This window comes from Caballeronia sp. INML3B, from assembly GCF_023631305.1.
Classification (GTDB): Bacteria; Pseudomonadota; Gammaproteobacteria; order Burkholderiales; family Burkholderiaceae; genus Caballeronia; species Caballeronia turbans.
In genome coordinates, this window is sequence record NZ_JALQDI010000060.1 from 23,293 (window position 1) to 39,858 (window position 16,566).

The 16,566-nt window shown below is 62.6% G+C and carries 15 protein-coding genes; 2 read left to right on the forward strand and 13 right to left on the reverse strand.

Features of this window, described 5'->3' with window-relative positions; translation table 11 throughout:
* Positions 1-90: 90 nt before the first annotated feature.
* Complete coding sequence (locus tag NCS58_RS26670) at positions 91-1,239, forward strand: DSD1 family PLP-dependent enzyme (protein WP_061116400.1); 1,149 nt, start codon at positions 91-93, stop codon at positions 1,237-1,239.
* Here NCS58_RS26670 and NCS58_RS26675 read toward each other — a convergent pair.
* The 7 genes from NCS58_RS26675 to NCS58_RS26705 all read right to left on the reverse strand — a co-directional run bounded on the left by NCS58_RS26675 (position 1,236) and on the right by NCS58_RS26705 (position 8,673).
* Complete coding sequence (locus NCS58_RS26675) at positions 1,236-2,285, reverse strand: aromatic acid exporter family protein (protein ID WP_250538914.1); 1,050 nt, start codon at positions 2,283-2,285, stop codon at positions 1,236-1,238. The two genes, NCS58_RS26670 and NCS58_RS26675, sit on opposite strands and share 4 nt — an antisense overlap.
* A gap of 214 nt (positions 2,286-2,499) precedes the next feature.
* Positions 2,500-2,685 carry a hypothetical protein gene (locus NCS58_RS26680; RefSeq protein WP_035505719.1) on the reverse strand — a complete coding sequence of 62 codons (186 nt, stop codon included), beginning with the start codon at positions 2,683-2,685 and terminating at the stop codon, positions 2,500-2,502.
* A gap of 145 nt (positions 2,686-2,830) precedes the next feature.
* Positions 2,831-4,048 (reverse strand): c-type cytochrome, encoded by a 1,218-nt coding sequence (locus NCS58_RS26685; RefSeq protein ID WP_250477835.1) that lies wholly within the window; start codon positions 4,046-4,048, stop codon positions 2,831-2,833.
* Positions 4,049-4,122: 74 nt separating this feature from the next.
* Positions 4,123-5,862, reverse strand: coding sequence for a methanol/ethanol family PQQ-dependent dehydrogenase (locus tag NCS58_RS26690; RefSeq protein WP_061116402.1), 1,740 nt, complete (start codon positions 5,860-5,862; stop codon positions 4,123-4,125).
* Between the two features lie 239 nt (positions 5,863-6,101).
* A complete protein-coding gene (gene pqqD / locus NCS58_RS26695; protein WP_061116403.1) occupies positions 6,102-6,383 on the reverse strand; it encodes a pyrroloquinoline quinone biosynthesis peptide chaperone PqqD in 282 nt (93 codons plus the stop codon).
* A 65-nt stretch (positions 6,384-6,448) separates the two neighbouring features.
* Positions 6,449-6,523, reverse strand: a complete 75-nt coding sequence (pqqA, locus tag NCS58_RS26700) for a pyrroloquinoline quinone precursor peptide PqqA (protein ID WP_008347847.1) — start codon at positions 6,521-6,523, stop codon at positions 6,449-6,451.
* Positions 6,524-6,729: 206 nt separating this feature from the next.
* Positions 6,730-8,673 (reverse strand): sigma-54-dependent Fis family transcriptional regulator, encoded by a 1,944-nt coding sequence (locus NCS58_RS26705; protein WP_250477836.1) that lies wholly within the window; start codon positions 8,671-8,673, stop codon positions 6,730-6,732.
* 347 nt (positions 8,674-9,020) lie between these two features.
* On the opposite strand from NCS58_RS26705, the gene NCS58_RS26710 reads away from it, so the two are divergent.
* The gene (locus NCS58_RS26710; protein ID WP_061116404.1) at positions 9,021-9,215 is read left to right on the forward strand and encodes a hypothetical protein; all 195 of its coding nucleotides are present in this window, start codon (positions 9,021-9,023) and stop codon (positions 9,213-9,215) included.
* 122 nt (positions 9,216-9,337) lie between these two features.
* On the opposite strand, the gene NCS58_RS26715 is transcribed toward NCS58_RS26710, so the two are convergent.
* The 6 genes from NCS58_RS26715 to NCS58_RS26740 all read right to left on the reverse strand — a co-directional run bounded on the left by NCS58_RS26715 (position 9,338) and on the right by NCS58_RS26740 (position 16,539).
* Positions 9,338-9,982, reverse strand: coding sequence for a LysE family translocator (locus NCS58_RS26715; protein ID WP_061116405.1), 645 nt, complete (start codon positions 9,980-9,982; stop codon positions 9,338-9,340).
* Positions 9,983-10,092: 110 nt separating this feature from the next.
* Entirely contained in the window at positions 10,093-11,616 is a 1,524-nt protein-coding gene (locus NCS58_RS26720; protein WP_086960757.1) for a sensor domain-containing diguanylate cyclase, read from the reverse strand.
* A 272-nt stretch (positions 11,617-11,888) separates the two neighbouring features.
* Complete coding sequence (locus NCS58_RS26725; protein WP_061116407.1) at positions 11,889-12,728, reverse strand: hypothetical protein; 840 nt, start codon at positions 12,726-12,728, stop codon at positions 11,889-11,891.
* A gap of 192 nt (positions 12,729-12,920) precedes the next feature.
* Positions 12,921-14,678, reverse strand: a complete 1,758-nt coding sequence (locus NCS58_RS26730) for an IlvD/Edd family dehydratase (RefSeq protein WP_061116408.1) — start codon at positions 14,676-14,678, stop codon at positions 12,921-12,923.
* Between the two features lie 378 nt (positions 14,679-15,056).
* Positions 15,057-15,887: a siderophore-interacting protein gene (locus NCS58_RS26735; RefSeq protein WP_061116409.1), complete on the reverse strand. Its 831-nt coding sequence runs from the start codon at positions 15,885-15,887 to the stop codon at positions 15,057-15,059.
* Between the two features lie 16 nt (positions 15,888-15,903).
* A complete protein-coding gene (locus NCS58_RS26740) occupies positions 15,904-16,539 on the reverse strand; it encodes a PadR family transcriptional regulator (protein ID WP_250477847.1) in 636 nt (211 codons plus the stop codon).
* Positions 16,540-16,566 lie beyond the last annotated feature (27 nt).

A 16,566-nucleotide genomic window follows, 5' to 3' on the forward strand; every position in this document is an offset into this window, starting at 1 on the left:
CGATATCAATCGTGCCGGTTTTTTGCATTCGACATGCAAAATTCGGCGCTATGATCGATGCCTGATCCCGCTTCATCGACACGACCCGCCATGACGCTCCTACCGCCGCCCGCCGCCCGCGTGGGCGACCCGCTCGTATCCGTTGCCACGCCTTCGCTGACGATCGACCTCGATGCCTTCGACGCCAATCTCGCGGCAATGTCGGCGTTCGTGGCGCGGCACGGCGTCGCGTTGCGTCCGCATGCGAAGGCGCACAAGTCCAGCGAGATCGCGAGGCGTCAGATCGAAGCGGGCGCGGTCGGCGTGTGCTGCCAGAAGCTGTCGGAGGCCTATCCGTTCGCGGCGGCGGGCATCGCGAGCATTCATGTGAGCAACGAGTTCGTCGGCATGGACAAGCTGGCCATGGCCGTCGAGCTGGCATCGCACGTGCGCCTTTCGGTTTGCGTGGATGCGTTGCCGCAAGTGCATGCGCTCGGCGACGCGGCGGCGCGTGCAGGTGTGACGATAGACGTGCTGCCTGAAATCGATGCCGGGCAACATCGCTGCGGCGTGACGAGCGAGGATGCGCTGCTCGCACTCGTCGATGGGATCGCATCGCAGGGCGCGTTGCGCTTTGCGGGCATTCAGGCGTATCACGGCGGCATACAGCACGTCGCCGACTGGGCGGCGCGCAAGGACGAAGCAAGCCGTGCCGCCGACGCTGCCGCACGCTACGTGCGCGCGCTCGATGTACGCGGCGTGCGTTGCGGCATCGTGACGGGCGGCGGTACCGGCACGGTCGAGTTCGATGCCGCGAGCGGCGTCTTCACGGAGCTGCAACCCGGCTCGTATCTCTTCATGGACGGCGATTACGGCGGCATCGGCTGGGGCGGCGAATTGCACTGGCGTCACAGCCTTTTCGTGCTGTCGACGGTCATGAGCGCGACGCGGCCCGGCATGGCCGTGTGCGATGTCGGCCTGAAAGGGCTCGCAGTGGATTCAGGCTTGCCGCGCAGCGTGCAGTGGCTCGATGCGATCGACGAGCCAGCGCTGACCTATATTTCTGCGAACGACGAACACGGCATGTTGCAGGCGCAGCACGAATCTGAAGGCGACTTCGCGCGACTCGTCGGCAAGCGACTTCTGTTGCCTCCCGGGCATTGCGATCCGACCGTGAATCTCTACGACGAATACGTGTGCCATCGAAACGGCCGAGTGACGGACCTATGGCCGATCGATGCGCGCGGTCTTTCACGCTAGGCCGATGGCTCCTTGGGCGGATAGATCGTAGTAGTCAGCGCATCCAGATCCGCGACGATCAGGCCGACGACGAACTGCGCCACTTCCTGCGCGCCGTGCGTTGCCTCCTGCTTCGCAAGTATGTTCTTGAGTTCATTCACGGCAAAGCGCGCGCGCGCGAGCCCTGCATCGTCCTGACGATTCGATGCAAGCACGCTTGCGAGCGTCTCGAACAATGACTGCACTTCGCGGCCCGTGGTGCCGAACCGTGCCGCGCAGGTATCGCGATCGAGGCGCGATACCGCTTTCGCAAGAAAGAGCGCATCGCTATGCAGACGCCGCAAAAAAGGCGCGGCCTTGTCGATTGCATCCGCGCGGCGATTCTGCACGAGCACGATGATGTGCTCGCGCTCCGCTTCCTTCAGCGCATCGTCGAACGCTTTTTGCGCGTCGGTGCTTTGCGTTTCGAGGCGCCTCGCACGCGCGTCGTCCCGTTCGCCCGACAGATACAGCCCGATCAACCGACTGAGGCTCTTCAAAGTATCGGCGACGCTGGCATGTGCGGCCGCGAGCGCACGATTCGGCCAGACCGCCGAGACGACGAACGACGATGCCGCGCCGATCAGAATCTCCAGCACGCGATGCATGGGCCGTTCGAAAGGCGAGCCCGGTCCTCCCGGAATCAGTACGACGATCACGAGCGTCACGCACGCAAGCCTGAACGCGGGACGTTTGGCGCTCAACGCTGCAAGCGGCACGAGCGCGACGGAGAAGACGGCGAGCGGCGGCGCGCCGCGTTCCATTGCGACGATACCGAGCACGCCCGTCACCGCACCGATGAATGCGCCGATGATCTGATCGCGGGCGATATCGACGGCTTGCGTGAGGCTCGGTTGCGTCACGATAACGAGGGTCGTGATGAGCGCCCAATAACCTTCTGGCAGCGCCGCGAGCCGCGCGGCGGCGTAGCTGATCGCGCAACTCATCAGCGTACGAAGGAGGCGCCTCGCTTCCGGTGCGCCGAAGAAGGCGCGCACGCGGCGTCGGGTGCGGGTGATCGCGATCATGCGGTCTCTATCGGTGATGAAGCGGAATGGTTGGCGAAGACGCGACGCACACGCGCGCCCGCTGCTGCATTATGCCAATGCGCAGGGCGCGAAATGAAAGAGGATGTCAGGGACGAGGAGAAACAGGGCGGCACGCATGCTCTGTGTTGCCGAGCATGCTGCCGCCCTTGTGCCGCGACGAACCGAAGTCTCGACGAAGCGTCAGGGTGTGTCGTCAGGTGAGCATCGGCACCGCTTCGATCAGTGCAAGCCCGAGTAACGCCCCGATGGCTGCGCTGATGAGCTTCGGATGCCAGCGATCCAGATGCAGCGCCGTGAGCAGCGCGCCGATCAGGATAACGCCGAGCAAAGCGAAAACGACGACAAGGTAGCCGATTTCAAACTCGTTATTGATAAGCACGACGCTGGCCTCCCGCCGGTTGGAACCGGCTGACTTGCACATTGCGCCGCGTTGCGGCCCATGTCGATCCGCCCGCGCGACAGTTCCATTATATGTCACGGTGTGATGTATTAAAAGTCGCGCGGCCGAAGTGCGGAGCTCGAAGTTAGCGGGCGGGCCCCGCGTTGAGCGGCAATTTCGACGCGCGCGCGCTGTCCGCCGTCATCTTCGCTCCGCCTGGCTTGTAGCCGTTCGACATCAAAAGGAAGGCCATGATGTCGGCGTAGTCCTGATCCTTCATCTTGCCGGGACGATCCGCGGGCATGTTGGTCGCCATGTAAGTGAAAATGCCGCCGACGGTGAGATGCGAATTCGATGGCGGCGCGAACGAAGGACCTTGCAACGCGGGCGCGGTCACGCCCTGAAGCTGCGCACCGTGGCACTTCGCGCACGAACTCGAATACAGTGTCTTGCCGTGCGTGGTTTGCGCCTGTTCGAACGATGGCGGCTCGGCGCCGCCCTCATTTGCGACCTTGATGAAGCGGCCTGCGCGCGCTGGGTTCGTATCCGCGAGCATGATGCCCGCGTGCGCGGACGATGCGGTCGACGGCGTGTCGAGATAGCGTGTTGCGGAGGCGGTTTGCGCAGACATGGACCATTGCATCGTCAATGCTTGCAAGCTGCCATCGTTGGTCATCGACGTGAGCGCGTCGTCGATACGTGTGCGCAAGGCCGCGGCCCTGTCGCCGAACGCGAAGGCAAGATGCCAGTCCGCATAGGGCGAATCGGCGGTCGTGACCGTGAAGCTGCGCTCCGGATGCGCCATGCGATAAGCGACGACGGCGGGATACCACACGATCGCACGTTGCGCGCGTCCCTTCGCCACCGCTTCGACCGTCGACGCCGATGTGTTCTCCAGATCGAACGTCACGTCGTGCTGTTGCACGGCGATCAATTGTGCGGGGCTCGCATAGGTCGCGGCGACCGTGTGCTTTGCGGCGTCCCCGAGTTTCGCACCGGGCGCTTCGATGCTGACATAACCCGCGCGCAGATAGCCGCGCGAGAATTGCATCTTGCCGCCGGATGCGTCGGCGACTGTCGAACGCGGAAAGCCCGCGATCACATCGCAATCGCGCGCGAGTGTCTTGTCGAGTTCGCTAAGCGACACGCCGTCGTCGTCGCCTTCACCGATGCCGTGCGAAACGATCGATGCCGCGATATGGGCGCGCGCGAAGACTGCCTGCGCGACGCTGCGATCCAGCGACGCCGACGGGCTGCCGGGGAACGTGCAGATCTTCACTGCTGCATCGGAGGGCGATGGCGCGAGCGCGATGCATGCGGCGAGCATGCCCGCTGCGCGTATGGAGTGGAGAGGATGATTCATGTCGAAGCGTCCGGTGATGTCGGTGAACACCGCAAGCGCGCGACGATGCGCGCTCGCGGTTCGATCAGGTTGGTTCAGGTGCGATTGAGCGCGAAGACATAGAGCGTGCCGCCGCGCGGAACCTTGTCCGCGGCCTTCGCCATCGGTCCGCCCCAGATCGGGTTCGCGCCGCCATAGCCCGCGAGAATCGCCACGTATTCCTTGCCGTCGATCTCATACACCGAAGGTTGCGCGATGATGCCGCTCGCGAGCTTCGGGCTTTGCCACAAGACCTTGCCGGTCTTTTCGTCGAACGCGTAGAGACGACCATCGAGCGAGCCGCTGAATGCGAGGCCGCCCGCCGTCGTCGCGACACCGCCGTTCCAGGGCAGCTTGCTCCAGTGGCTCCAGACCTTCTTGCCCGTATCGACATCGATGGCCTGCAACTCGCCATAACCTTTGCTGTTCGGCTCGGGCTTGATCTCGAAGCCTTCGCCGAGATAGGGCAGACCTTCCATGTAGTTCACCGACTTGCCCGACAAGGACATGCACGCATGCAGGGCCGGCACGATCGCGAGATGCGTTTGGGGATCGTATGACACGGACCACCAGTTCTTGCCGCCCAGAAAGCTCGGACATGTTTCGATGGTCGTGCCGGTCTTCGGATACTTGGCTGGGTCCTGAATCGGCTTGCCATCGTCCGTATAGCCCGTGACCGATGTCGCGGTGACGAAAGGCCGCGCATAGATCAGCTTGCCGTTGCTGCGATCGATTGCGTGAAAGAAGCCGTTGCGGTCCGCGTGAACGATCGCGTCGTAGTCCTTGCCCTGATATTTGATATTCGCGAGCACGGGCGTGTTCACGCCGTCATAGTCCCACGTGTCATGGGCCGTGTATTGGTAGTGCCACTTGAGATCACCCGTCTTCGGATCGAGAGCGAGCAGGGAATCGGAATAGAGATTGTCGCCGGGACGAAGATCGGCGAGCCACGGTCCCGGATTGCCGACGCCCCAATAAAGCGTCTTCGTCGCCGAGTCGTAGGTGCCGGTGAGCCATGCGGGCGCGCCACCATGTTCCTGCATGCCGTCGGGCCATGTATTGCCGCCAGGTTCCTTCGCGCCGGGCACGGTATAACGCTTCCAGAGCACCTTGCCGTCATTGGGATCGAGTGCGGCGATGAAACCGCGCGCGCCATACTCGCCGCCCGAACTGCCGACGACGAGCGCGCCATCGAGCGCCAGAGGTGCAAGCGAGAACGCGTAGCCGACGCCCGGATCGAACATCGCCTTCTTCCACACGAGCGCGCCTGTTTGCGCATCGAGGGCCGCCACTTCGCCGTTCAGCATCGCGACATAGACATTCTTTCCGTATAGCGCGACGCCGCGATTGACCACATCGCAACATGCGGTCTTGAAGGATTTCGCATCGAGATTCGGCTCGTATTTCCATAGCTGCTTGCCCGTTGCAGCATCGAATGCATAAACGTTGTCCTTGGGCGTCGTCACGAAAAGAAAGCGTCCGTTGACGATGGGCGTCGCTTCGAAGCCTTGCTGCAAGTCCTTCGGAAACTTATAGCTCCACACCTGCTTCAAGTTCTTTACGTTGCTCGTGTCGATCTGCTTGAGCGGCGAATGCGCATGACCGTTATACGTGCGGTAGTACGTGAGCCAGCCTGGATCCTCCTGCGCGCTGGTAAGACGCTCGTAGCTGACTTCCGGATACGGCGCCGGCGTGCCGCTCGCCGCGATGGCTTGTTGCTGCGCTACGCAGAATGCAGCAACGGCGCCTGCTGCAATGGCCGCGATGCGCATTGCCGGACTGAAGCGAATCTTCATCGTTGTCTCCTGGGTATTGTCGATGCAACGTCTACTTGAATCTCGATAGCGATGCGAACGGTTGCGGCATCTTCAAGGCAAGTCATGTGCCATTGATGATTCATGTGCCCGCTTGCCTTGCTGCATGCGGATCTCATGCACGAGGAGCTGGACGCAAGCGTCGTGCGATGTTCATGCAGGGGTGTTGCATCGTGGAGCAGTGGGGCGATCGACGTGTTGCCCGATGTGACAACGCGCGTTCAGTCGATCCAGCCGAGACGGCGCGCTTCATCGATGAAGCGATAGACATCGGCGGCGAGCCCCGCCATTCCGAAGCGCGCTTCCAGCTCGCCGATGATGTCGTCGAGTTCGCGCGTTCCATCACAGCGCGCGAGTATTTCGCCAGCGCTGCGATTCAGTTCGATGCTGCCGCGCGGATGCACGATCTCGCACGTGCGCATGCCCGCATGCCAATGCAGCTTAAGAGGCGCACGCAAGCGCGGGCGCGTGGGTGCGCCCGTATGCGCGGTCGTTGAGTTCATGTGGGACGGGAAGAGAAGGACGCAGGCCCGGGCGCTGTTCGACCCGGGCTTGCTTCATCGAAGCGTTAGCGTGTGGCGATATACATCGTGATCTCAAAGCCGAAGCGCAGATCGGTGAAGGCAGGCGTCGTCCATTGCATGTTCATCTCCTAAGGTGATGTTCGAGTCGGATCGCGAAGGATTCGCAATCGGACATCGAAAATGCAAGCTCCATGCCTTCGAAGAAAACGCAGTGCATGTGCACGGTTTAGCCTTTCAGTTTCATTTCGAAGTAGCGCGATTCACGTGCCGCGCTGTACCCCTTAGGAACAGGGGTGTCTCGAAGTGGAACACCGCATGGAACAACTCACTGCTCCATCGCTGAACAAGCGGGCATCTTGCGATAGATCGTGTTGCGCGAAACGCCGAGCGCACGCGCGGCGGCGGATACGTTGCCACGATGTCGCGTGAGCGCAGCGGCGATCACGGACGCCGTGACTTCCTGTAGTCGTCCCGAAGCGGGCGCCGATGAAGGGCATGCTTCAAACACGTTTTGCGTATTAACGCGAGGCTCCTCGAAGAAGTCATCAGGAAGATGTTCACGGCGAATGCAGCCGTCGTCGTCCACCATCGCGGCGGAGGTGCGCAGGAGATTGCACAGTTGCCGGAAGTTGCCGGGCCACGCGTAGCGCTGGAAGAGCGCCATCACTTCATCGTCGATGGACAGGCGCGTGCCCCGTGATTCGTCGGCGCTCACGGCGTGCAGCATCTTCGTGATCACAGTTGCGAGGTCGGTGCGCTCGCGCAATGGCGGCAGCTTGACGACGAGTCCGTTCAGTCGGTAATACAAGTCTTCGCGAAAGCGGTTCTGCTCGATCATCTCTCGCAAATTGCGGTGCGTCGCGCAGATGATGGCTACATCGACCGGTATCGACCTGCTGGAACCCAGTGGATCGACGACGCGCTCCTGCAGAACGCGCAGAAGGCGCACCTGCAGCGGATAGGGCATGTCGCCGATCTCATCGAGAAACAGCGTGCCGCCGTTCGCCTGCAGCAGCTTGCCGGCCGCGCCCTTGCGCCGGGCGCCGGTGAAGGCGCCTTCCTCATAGCCGAAGAGTTCCGATTCGATCAGGTTCTCGGGAATCGATGCGCAGTTCACCGCGACGAACGGTCCCGCGCGGCGCGGCGAATCGCTGTGAATCGCCTGCGCGAGCAGTTCCTTGCCGGTGCCTGTTTCGCCGGTGACGAGTATCGGTATGTCCTTGCCGATGACCTTGCGGACCTTGGCGATCACCACAGCCACTTTTGGATCGCCCGTGTCGAGTGAAGCGAGCTTCGATGACGCATCGATTGCAGCGGATGCGCGCGGCGCGGCTTTGATCGCATTGGATGTGGGCGCCACTCCGGCGAGCGGCGCACGGTTCAGGCGCACACGCGCGCACACGACGGCGCCGTTGTTCAGGTCGAGGGGAAAATGCGGAGCGCGGCTCGCATGCGAACGATCGATCAGTTGTGCGCTCGTCAGTCCGAAGAGCGACGAGAGCGTATGCGCGCGCAGCGACGCGATCGACAGGCCGAACTGAAACTGCGCGCTGCGATTGGCGGAGAGAAAGCGACCATCGCAGGTGAAGGCCATGATGCCTTCCATCAGCGTGCCGAGAAATTCGGGGCGGCTATGAAACGCGATCTGCAGCATGCCCTGAAAAGTGCTGGAAAACAGATGGTTTTCGATCATCTGCACGGACATGCGCGCGAGCGCCATCGTGTGGCGATGGTAGCTTCGATGATCGCCGGTCACATCGAGCACGCCGATCAGATCGCCATAGGGATCGAGGATCGGCACGCTTGAGCACGTCAAAAAGCGATTGGCCGCGAGATAGTGCTGATCGCCATGCACGACGGTGGGCGAGCGTTCCGCAATTGCGGTGCCGATCGCATTCGTGCCTTGCCGTTCCTCGGCCCAGTTCGCGCCGGCTCTCAGCGCAACTTTCTCGGCGCGTGCGAGGAAATCGTCGTCGCCGGTGGAATGGAGGATGAGACCTTGCGCATCGGTCAGCACGATCATGCTTTGCGTGTTCACGATCTGTTCGCGCAGCGTTTCCATTACCGGCGTCGCGTGCGCGCACAGCACACGGTTCTGTTCGAGCTTGAGCAGCAACTCGCCTTCGGTGAGCACGTCGTAATCGGGGCGGGTCGATGCGTTCAGGCCGAACGTCTCCGACCGTTCGTGCGCCTTGCGGATCGAGGGGATCAGCCAGCCGCTCCCTTGTTCATCGTGGCTCGCCGCGATTTGGTGAATAACGTCTTGCATCGCCTCCTCCTTTGCAGAACCGGTCGTATCGCCGGATATCTGAGCGCGGATAAAAGCAAGTCCTGCGCCAATGAGGGCAAACAAATTTCCGTGTTGGCGAAACGAAAGGATGGGCGATGTCGTCGCGACGCCCACAGTGCCGCGCATCGTGTGTTGGCCGGCGTCTGACCTGCCGCGTTGATGATGATGCGGGTCTGCCTGCCGCAAGGCCGCGGCATAAGGCGCAGCGGCTTCGAGACCATATACCCAAGGGTTGGCATATCAAATGCAAAAGACAGAGCGGGCGCCAACAAACGCTCGATTCGAATCTAACGAACTCTCGCTCACGCACCGCAAGGAGAAACGCCATGGCGAACCTGAAGCTCGACGATCTGCAACATGCCCAGCATCTGTCCTCTTCCGAGATGTCCCGGATCGTCGGAGGCGACAAGAAGGAGCCGGCCGGAAAGCCGATTCATATCGACGCTCAAAGCGGCGTGCTGACGTTCAAGGACGGCTCACAATGGACGATGGACCTGAACGGCAAGCTGCATCCACTGTGATGCGAGTGCGTCTAATCTCCTCGTGATAGAAGGCCGGACGTGCTCCGTGGCGCGGCCGGCCCTTCTCCTCTTGCATTCAAAACGTTTGATGCCGGTTTGCGTTATGTCTTTTGCATACGGAATCACAGACCGGTTCGGCCCGCGGTAAGTACGAGCCGCAAGCCGAGTATCGCGATCACGCTCGCGGCAATCCGGTCGATCCATTTCCTCGCGCGCAGATACATTTCGCGCGGACGCTTGCTGGAGAAACCCAAAGCGACGACCGTGTACCAGCCCGTCTCGATCGCGAAGACCATCGGCGGCAAGACGAAGTAGCACCACAGCGGAGGATGTTGCGGCAGGAGCGCCGCGAAGATGCTGCCGTACCAGATGGCGGTCTTCGGATTGCTCAACTGCGTCGTGAGGCCGAGCCAGAACGATTTGCGTGCGCTCGTCGCGAGTGCGGGCGGATCGTCTTGCGTCGACATCTGCATCGGCTGCGCGGCGCCGCGCCAGATCTTCGACGCCACGTAGAGGAGATACAGCCCGCCCGCGACCTTCAGCCCGACGTAGAGCCACTCGACGGCCACGAGCAGCGTATAGAGGCCGGCCAGAGCGATGCCGCCGAAGAAGATGCCGCCGACGCCCATGCCGAGCGCGGTCGCGAGACCATCGGCGCGAGATATGCCGATCGCATTGCGGGCCACGATCACGAAACTCGGGCCCGGAATCATCGCGCCCAGCAGCAGCGAGAACAGAATCGCGAATACGGCGGTGGATGCGGTCATCGGATTGTCTCCTCCCATTCTGAATGCACTCGAATGCGGTTTGAATGCGGCATGCAAAACGCACGATTGCATTCACGATGCATGATACGCGCGATGTTGCGCGCCTCGCTCTAGCCAGCGCCGCCTGCGACGCTGTCCTCGTGGATCGCGCGGTTGCGGCCGGTTCGTTTGGCGAGATAGAGCGCGGCGTCGGCACTATTGAGCAGCTTGAGCGCATCTTCGATCTGGCGCGGCGAGGCGGTCGCGATACCGATGCTGATCGTCAGCACGCCCTTGGGCGCGGCACTGTTGGTGATGGCGAGTTTCTCCACTTTCTCGCGCAGGCGCTCGGCGAACGTGATCGCGCCGTTCGCTTCGGCACCCGGCAGCACGACCACGAATTCCTCGCCGCCGTAGCGCGCCACGATATCCCCGGGCCGCTTCGTGGAATTCTGTATGCAATCGGCCACTGCGACGAGCGCATCGTCGCCCATCGCGTGACCGTAAGTGTCGTTGTACAGCTTGAAGTGATCGACGTCGACGAACAAGGCGGATAGGGGTTGATCGGCGCGACGGGCGCGCCGCCATTCCTCGTCGAGCCGGCGGTCCAGCGCGCGGCGATTGGACAGGCCGGTGAGCGAATCGGTGCCTGCAAGGCGTTGCAGCTTCGCTTGCGCGATCGCCCGCGACCGCAGCGAGATCGCAAGCAGCCAGGAGATGACGACAAAGCCGCCGCCGAACGTCATCGTCAGTCCGCCAATGACGATGCTGCGCTCGCGCCACGCAGCGAGCACTTCATGCTCCGCGGGCGCGACCGCCGCAATCATCTGCGTGCCGGGTACGTGCTGGAAGGTATAAAGCCGTCGCACACCGTCGAGTGGCGATTTCGATATGTACGAGCCGGACGGAGCGTCGCGCATCGCGGCGAAGGTCGGCGATCTGGCGACGTACCTGGCTTCGTCCAAGGGCAATGCAGGCTTGCGCGCGATCATCACGCCGTCCTGCTGAACGATGAACACGGACCCCGACCTGCCGACGTTCACGCGCGAAAGCAGGTTCTTGAAATAGGCCACGTCCAGCGCGATCACCGCGACACCCGCGAACGACCCGTCCGGTGCATCGATGCGCCGGCTCAGCGCGAGCGAGACCGCGCCTTTGCGCAGCCGCGACACGTAGGGTCCGGAAATGAAGAGGCCGGCGTCGGGATGTTCGGCATGCGCCTTGAAGTAATCACGATCGTTGAAGAGCAGGTCGGCGTGCTCTGAAGGATCGCGTTCGACGACGATGCGTCCTTCGCGATTCATCACGAACGCGCCGCCGACATAGTTCGTGCCGGTGGCGCCATCGAAGAGCACGAGTTTGCGCAGATCGGGAGGAAGCGTCATCACGGCGGGGTTTTGTATGCCGCTGACGATGGTGCGCAGCGACAGGTCGCTCGATTCGATGTTGCGCGCGATATCGGCGCTCAAGGTAGCGACGAGGTTGGCCGCTGCCTGATTCGCGTTCTGCAATGCCTGCGCGCGACCTTGCCAAAGCGCGGCAAACGACAACGCGGCCATGGAAACGGCGATGGCGGTGCCAATGAGTCCGGCGAGCGCCGGAAACCGCGAAAACGCATCGGCGAAGCGCATCGCGGCGGTGCTGTTGCGCCGCATCAGCCGGCGGCTGACCATGCGTCCGGTCTTGCGAACGGCGTTCAATCTGGCGGGCATTCAGGTTCTCCGCGTGACGCCATTTCCGCACGACCCGGCGCGGTATGGCCTGCGGTGCGAGCACGCTTTGCGTCGAAAAACTCCATGTTTCAGGGGGGATTCGCTGCGTGTAATCGAACGTCGATTGTAGTCGCTTGGAACGCAGCGGTTTCGCACGGGCGCCCATGAATCAGCCGTTGCGTTATCTCGTGATCAGCTGGCGTCTCCTGCACCCGCTACTTCACGAGGTGCAGCCGCTTCGTGATGATCGTACCTTCCTTGCGATCGATGAGCCACGCTGCATCAACTCTTCCATTCAATGTCGATGTCCTGCGCGTGATATCCGTGGGTTCTTCGTCGGTAGGCGCGCTGTGTTCGATGTCATCGGTCAGGTAGGGCGGCGCGAGCGAGCAGATGAGCACGATCGCGAAGTCGCCGTTGCCGTGCGCATGATCGAAGCTCGGGAGCACGATCCGGCCGCTGACGGTCGTCTTGATGCCGCTCTGCGGCTTCAACTGAATGACGTCGAAGGTCTGAACGAATCCCTTCTCCTTGGCCTCTGGCGCGACGACGAGCTTGCGGCCGCTTTGTCCCTTCACGGTCTGCTTGAGCAGGATGGCATCGGGATTTTCAGGTGCCGCGAGCGAGACATTCACTGAAAGGACCTTCTTTCTCGACAGATAGCGCACGCCATATGAAACCGGAATGACGAACGTGAACGTGCGCTCGGTCTGCTCGCGAGGCTGACTCGCGCCCGACGCCGCGGATGCGCCTTGCTGCGCCTTGTGAAACGGACGCGAGAGAAAGGCCCGTACGCGGTTCGTGATCGATGCCGATTGTCCCGGCGCAGGGTGCCCCGCGAGCGCGTCGCGGACTTGCGCGGGATCGTCGCCGGTGAAGTTCGGCGCAAGCGCGTTGGCGGACAGGATGACTTGCGCCGATGTACTGCTCGCGCCCTCGACTGCACTTGCAGCATGACCACCATGCGGCGCGGCTGCGAAAGTGCACACTGGCCCGCACGACAACGCGCAGGTCATGCACAGCGCCGCGCCACGTCCACGATTCAATAGAAGCACCTGCCTACTCCTGGCGCCAGAGCCGGTTGCGATGATGTGGCTATCTTAAAACGAAGCGCGCGAATCGGCATCTTGCATGCCTGATATTGGATGCAATCCGTCCGCGCGTAGTCGAAGATTGCCGCGATCGCATCGATATGATCGCGATGAACAGAAAAAAGCCGCTCGAAAGCGGCCACTGGTCGATCAGGTTTACCGGCGCGGGATCACGCCTCGCATCTGCGTCGCGCGCAGAAAATCGAAATCGACGCCCTTGTCTGCCTGCGTCACCGTGTCATAAAACAACTTGCGATAACCACGATCCGCGCTCGGCACGCTGACGGGCGTTGCCTTCGCGCGTGCGGCGAGTTCTTCTTCGCTGATGAGCAGACTGATTTCACGCTTCGACACGCTCAGGCGAATGCGATCGCCGGTTCGAACGTGCGCGAGCGGGCCGCCGACTGCCGATTCCGGCGTCACATGCAAAACGATAGTGCCGAACGCCGTGCCGCTCATGCGTCCATCGGAGACGCGCACGATATCCTTCACGCCCTTCAACGCGAGCTTGCGCGGAATGGGGATGTAGCCGGCTTCCGGCATGCCCGGTGCGCCCTTGGGCCCGATGTTCTTGAGCACGAGGATATCGTCGGGTGTGACGTCGAGATCGTCGGAATCGATGCGTGCCGCGAGATCCGCGCCATGCTCGAACACGACCGCCCGGCCTTCGTGTTCCATCAACTTCGCGTTCGCCGCCGATTGCTTGATGATCGCGCCACCCGGTGCGAGATTGCCTTCCAGCACCGCGATGCCGCCTTGCGGATAGATCGGTTTGTCGAAGGGACGCACGACGTCCTGCTCGAATGCCGGCCCTGCGGCTTCGATCTCTTCGCCGAGCGTGCGTCCGGTGACCGTCAATGTGTTCAGATGCAGGAGCGGCTTCAATTCGCGTAGCAGCGTGGCCATGCCGCCGGCCTTGTGAAAGTCCTCCATGTAATGCAATCCGGAAGGCTTCAGGTCGACTAGCACGGGCGTTTCGCGACCCATGCGATCGAGCGCCTTCAGATCGACGTCATAGCCCATGCGTCCGGCGATCGCGGTGAGATGCACGATGCCGTTCGTCGAGCCGCCGATCGCGAGCAGCACGCGCATCGCGTTTTCGAATGCCTCGGCCGTGAGGACCTTGTCGATGGTGAGGTCATCGCGCGCCATCTGCACGGCTTGCGTGCCCGTGAGTTCGGCGATACGCATGCGATCCGACGTGACCGCGGGCGGCGATGCGCCGCCCGGCACCGTCATGCCGAGCGCTTCGGCGATGCATGCCATCGTGCTCGCCGTGCCCATCACGGAACAGGTGCCCACGCTCGCGACGAGCTGATTGTTCACGGCCGCGATTTCCGCTTCGTCGATTTCCTCCGCGCGAAAACGCCCCCAATAGCGGCGGCAATCCGTGCATGCGCCGACGCGCTCACCGCGATGCGCGCCCGTGAGCATCGAGCCCGTGATGAGTTGAATCGCAGGAATGCCGGCCGATGCCGCGCCCATCAGTTGCGCGGGCACGGTCTTGTCGCATCCGCCGATCAGCACGACCGCGTCCATCGGCTGGGCCCGGATCATCTCTTCCGTGTCGATCGACATCAGGTTGCGAAGGTACATGCTCGTCGGCTGCGAGAACGATTCGGCGATCGAGATCGTCGGAAAGTCCATCGGCAAGCCGCCCGCCAGCATCACGCCGCGCTTCACCGCTTCGATCAGTTGCGGTGCATTGCCGTGACACGGGTTATACGCGCTGCCCGTATCGACAATGCCGATCACCGGGCGATCCAGGGCGCTGTCGGTATAACCCGCGCCCTTGATGAAGGCTTTGCGCAGGAACAGCGAGAAACCGTTGTCTCCATAGCTCGTGAGCGATTTGCGCAAGCCGCCCGGTTTCGCGGGCTCTTCGCCGGGCTTTTTCCTGAATGTGTCGGTCATGGTCGCACTACCGTTTGATGAGCGTTGAACGTCTGCGTGCCTCGATTATCGCGGCTTTGCCCAGGCTTTGTGCGCGCTTGGCGCGTGCTTCGAACCGAAGACGTTTTTGCTTTCGCAAGCGCCAGACGCAAATGGCCCCTCACGTTGTCACTTTCTTCGGACCGATTCGGCGGCGGCAAGAAACGCTTGCGCGAGGCGCAGTCGCGCGGACGAGCGTCCCTAAAGCAATCCGACGCAGCGTCTGCGCGCGCCATGCGGCAATGTCCGCTTTTCAGGGACAGTCCGCTCAATTCCTGCGATGCCCAGTGCACGGCTCTGTAGCGCGTCGCCTGAGGTCGATCAATCCGTGGCGGTCCTGCTGCGAAATCGCTCTGGAAATCAGCCGTCGATCGTCTCGTGCACGCCCTGTTCGCCGCGTTTCCAGTAAGCGGAAGCGCGAATGCGCTTCTTGTCGACGCCGCGTTCGTCGCATAGCAGCTTGCGGACCGCGCGCATCAGCGTGGCTTCTCCCGCGGCCCACACGTAGCCTTCGCCATCGGGCACGTAGGTTTCGCGCAAGGCGAGCAGCAGCGCGCCGCCGGGATGCTCGCTCTCGTTGCGATAGCGCCATTGCGCGTAGAGATCGGCGCGCGTATCGAATTCGATGCGTGCGGATTGATCGGCGACTTCGATCAGCGTCGCGACGCGCGTGCCTTCGGGCAGCTCTTCCAGACGCCGCGCGATGGCGGGCAGGGCGGTTTCATCGCCGATCATCAGATGCCAGTCGAACTGCGTCGGAATGACGAACGACCCACGCGGTCCGCCGATGCCGAGATATTGACCCGGCGCGGCTTGCGCGGCCCATGCCGTCGCGGGGCCGGCTTCGTGCAGCACGAATTCGATATCGAGCTCGCGCGCTACACGGTCGAAGCGGCGCGGCGTGAAATCGCGCGCGATCGGACGCGGCTTCGACGCATCGAATATGGGCCCGTCGGGACCGGCCTGCGGGAGCGCGGGCATCGCCTCGCCGGGCTGCGGGAAGAAGAGCTTTACGTGATCGTCGAATGAGGCGCTCACGAAGTCGTCGAGCGAATCGCCCGTGAAGGTCACGCGCACGAGATACGGATTGAGCGCCGTTACGCGCGTGACTTGCAGCAACCGGAACTTGAGCGCGTGACGAATGCGCGCGACTTCGAGATCGGGTCTGTCTTGAAGAATGGAATCTGTCATCGTGTATGGCTCCTTCTTACGCCTGCTTCGGCGCCGGGTTCTGTTCGATTTCGGCCGTCGCGCGCGCAAGGATCGCGGCGATGCGGCGTTGCTCGTCCTGCGATGCGTCGGTGCGCAAGAGCAGCGCTTTCTTCAGCGCGCGGCGCGCGGCGATCAGCTCGGGCGCCCAGCCGCTATCGGCGGCGGTGTCATCGGCTTCCTCGCCCATGTAGGCGCGGCGCACGAGATCCATCTTGCGTGCGAAGTGCGTGAGCTTCGCGAGCATGATGTCCACGCGCTCGCGGTTCGACGCGAGATAGTCGCGACCCGCATCCGAAAGCGCATAGCGCTTGCGATTGCCTTCCAGTTCGACGGTGGCGTAGCCCAGCTCTTCCAGATACGTGAGCGCCGGATAGACCATGCCGGGGCTCGGCGTGTAGAAGCCGTTCGAGCGGTCTTCCAGTGCCTTGATGAGTTCGTAGCCATGACGCGGCGCTTCGGCGAGCATCGCGAGCAGCAGCAGTTGGAGATCGTCGGAGGAGAACTTGCGTCCGCGCGGCATGCCGTCCTCGCCGCCGAATCCACCCATGCCACCCATGCCACCCATGCCACCCGTTCCGCCGGGACCGCCGCCGAAGCGACCGCCGGCGCCGTGGCGATGACGGCCGATCATGCCCCAGCGTTCGAAGATCGAACGCTC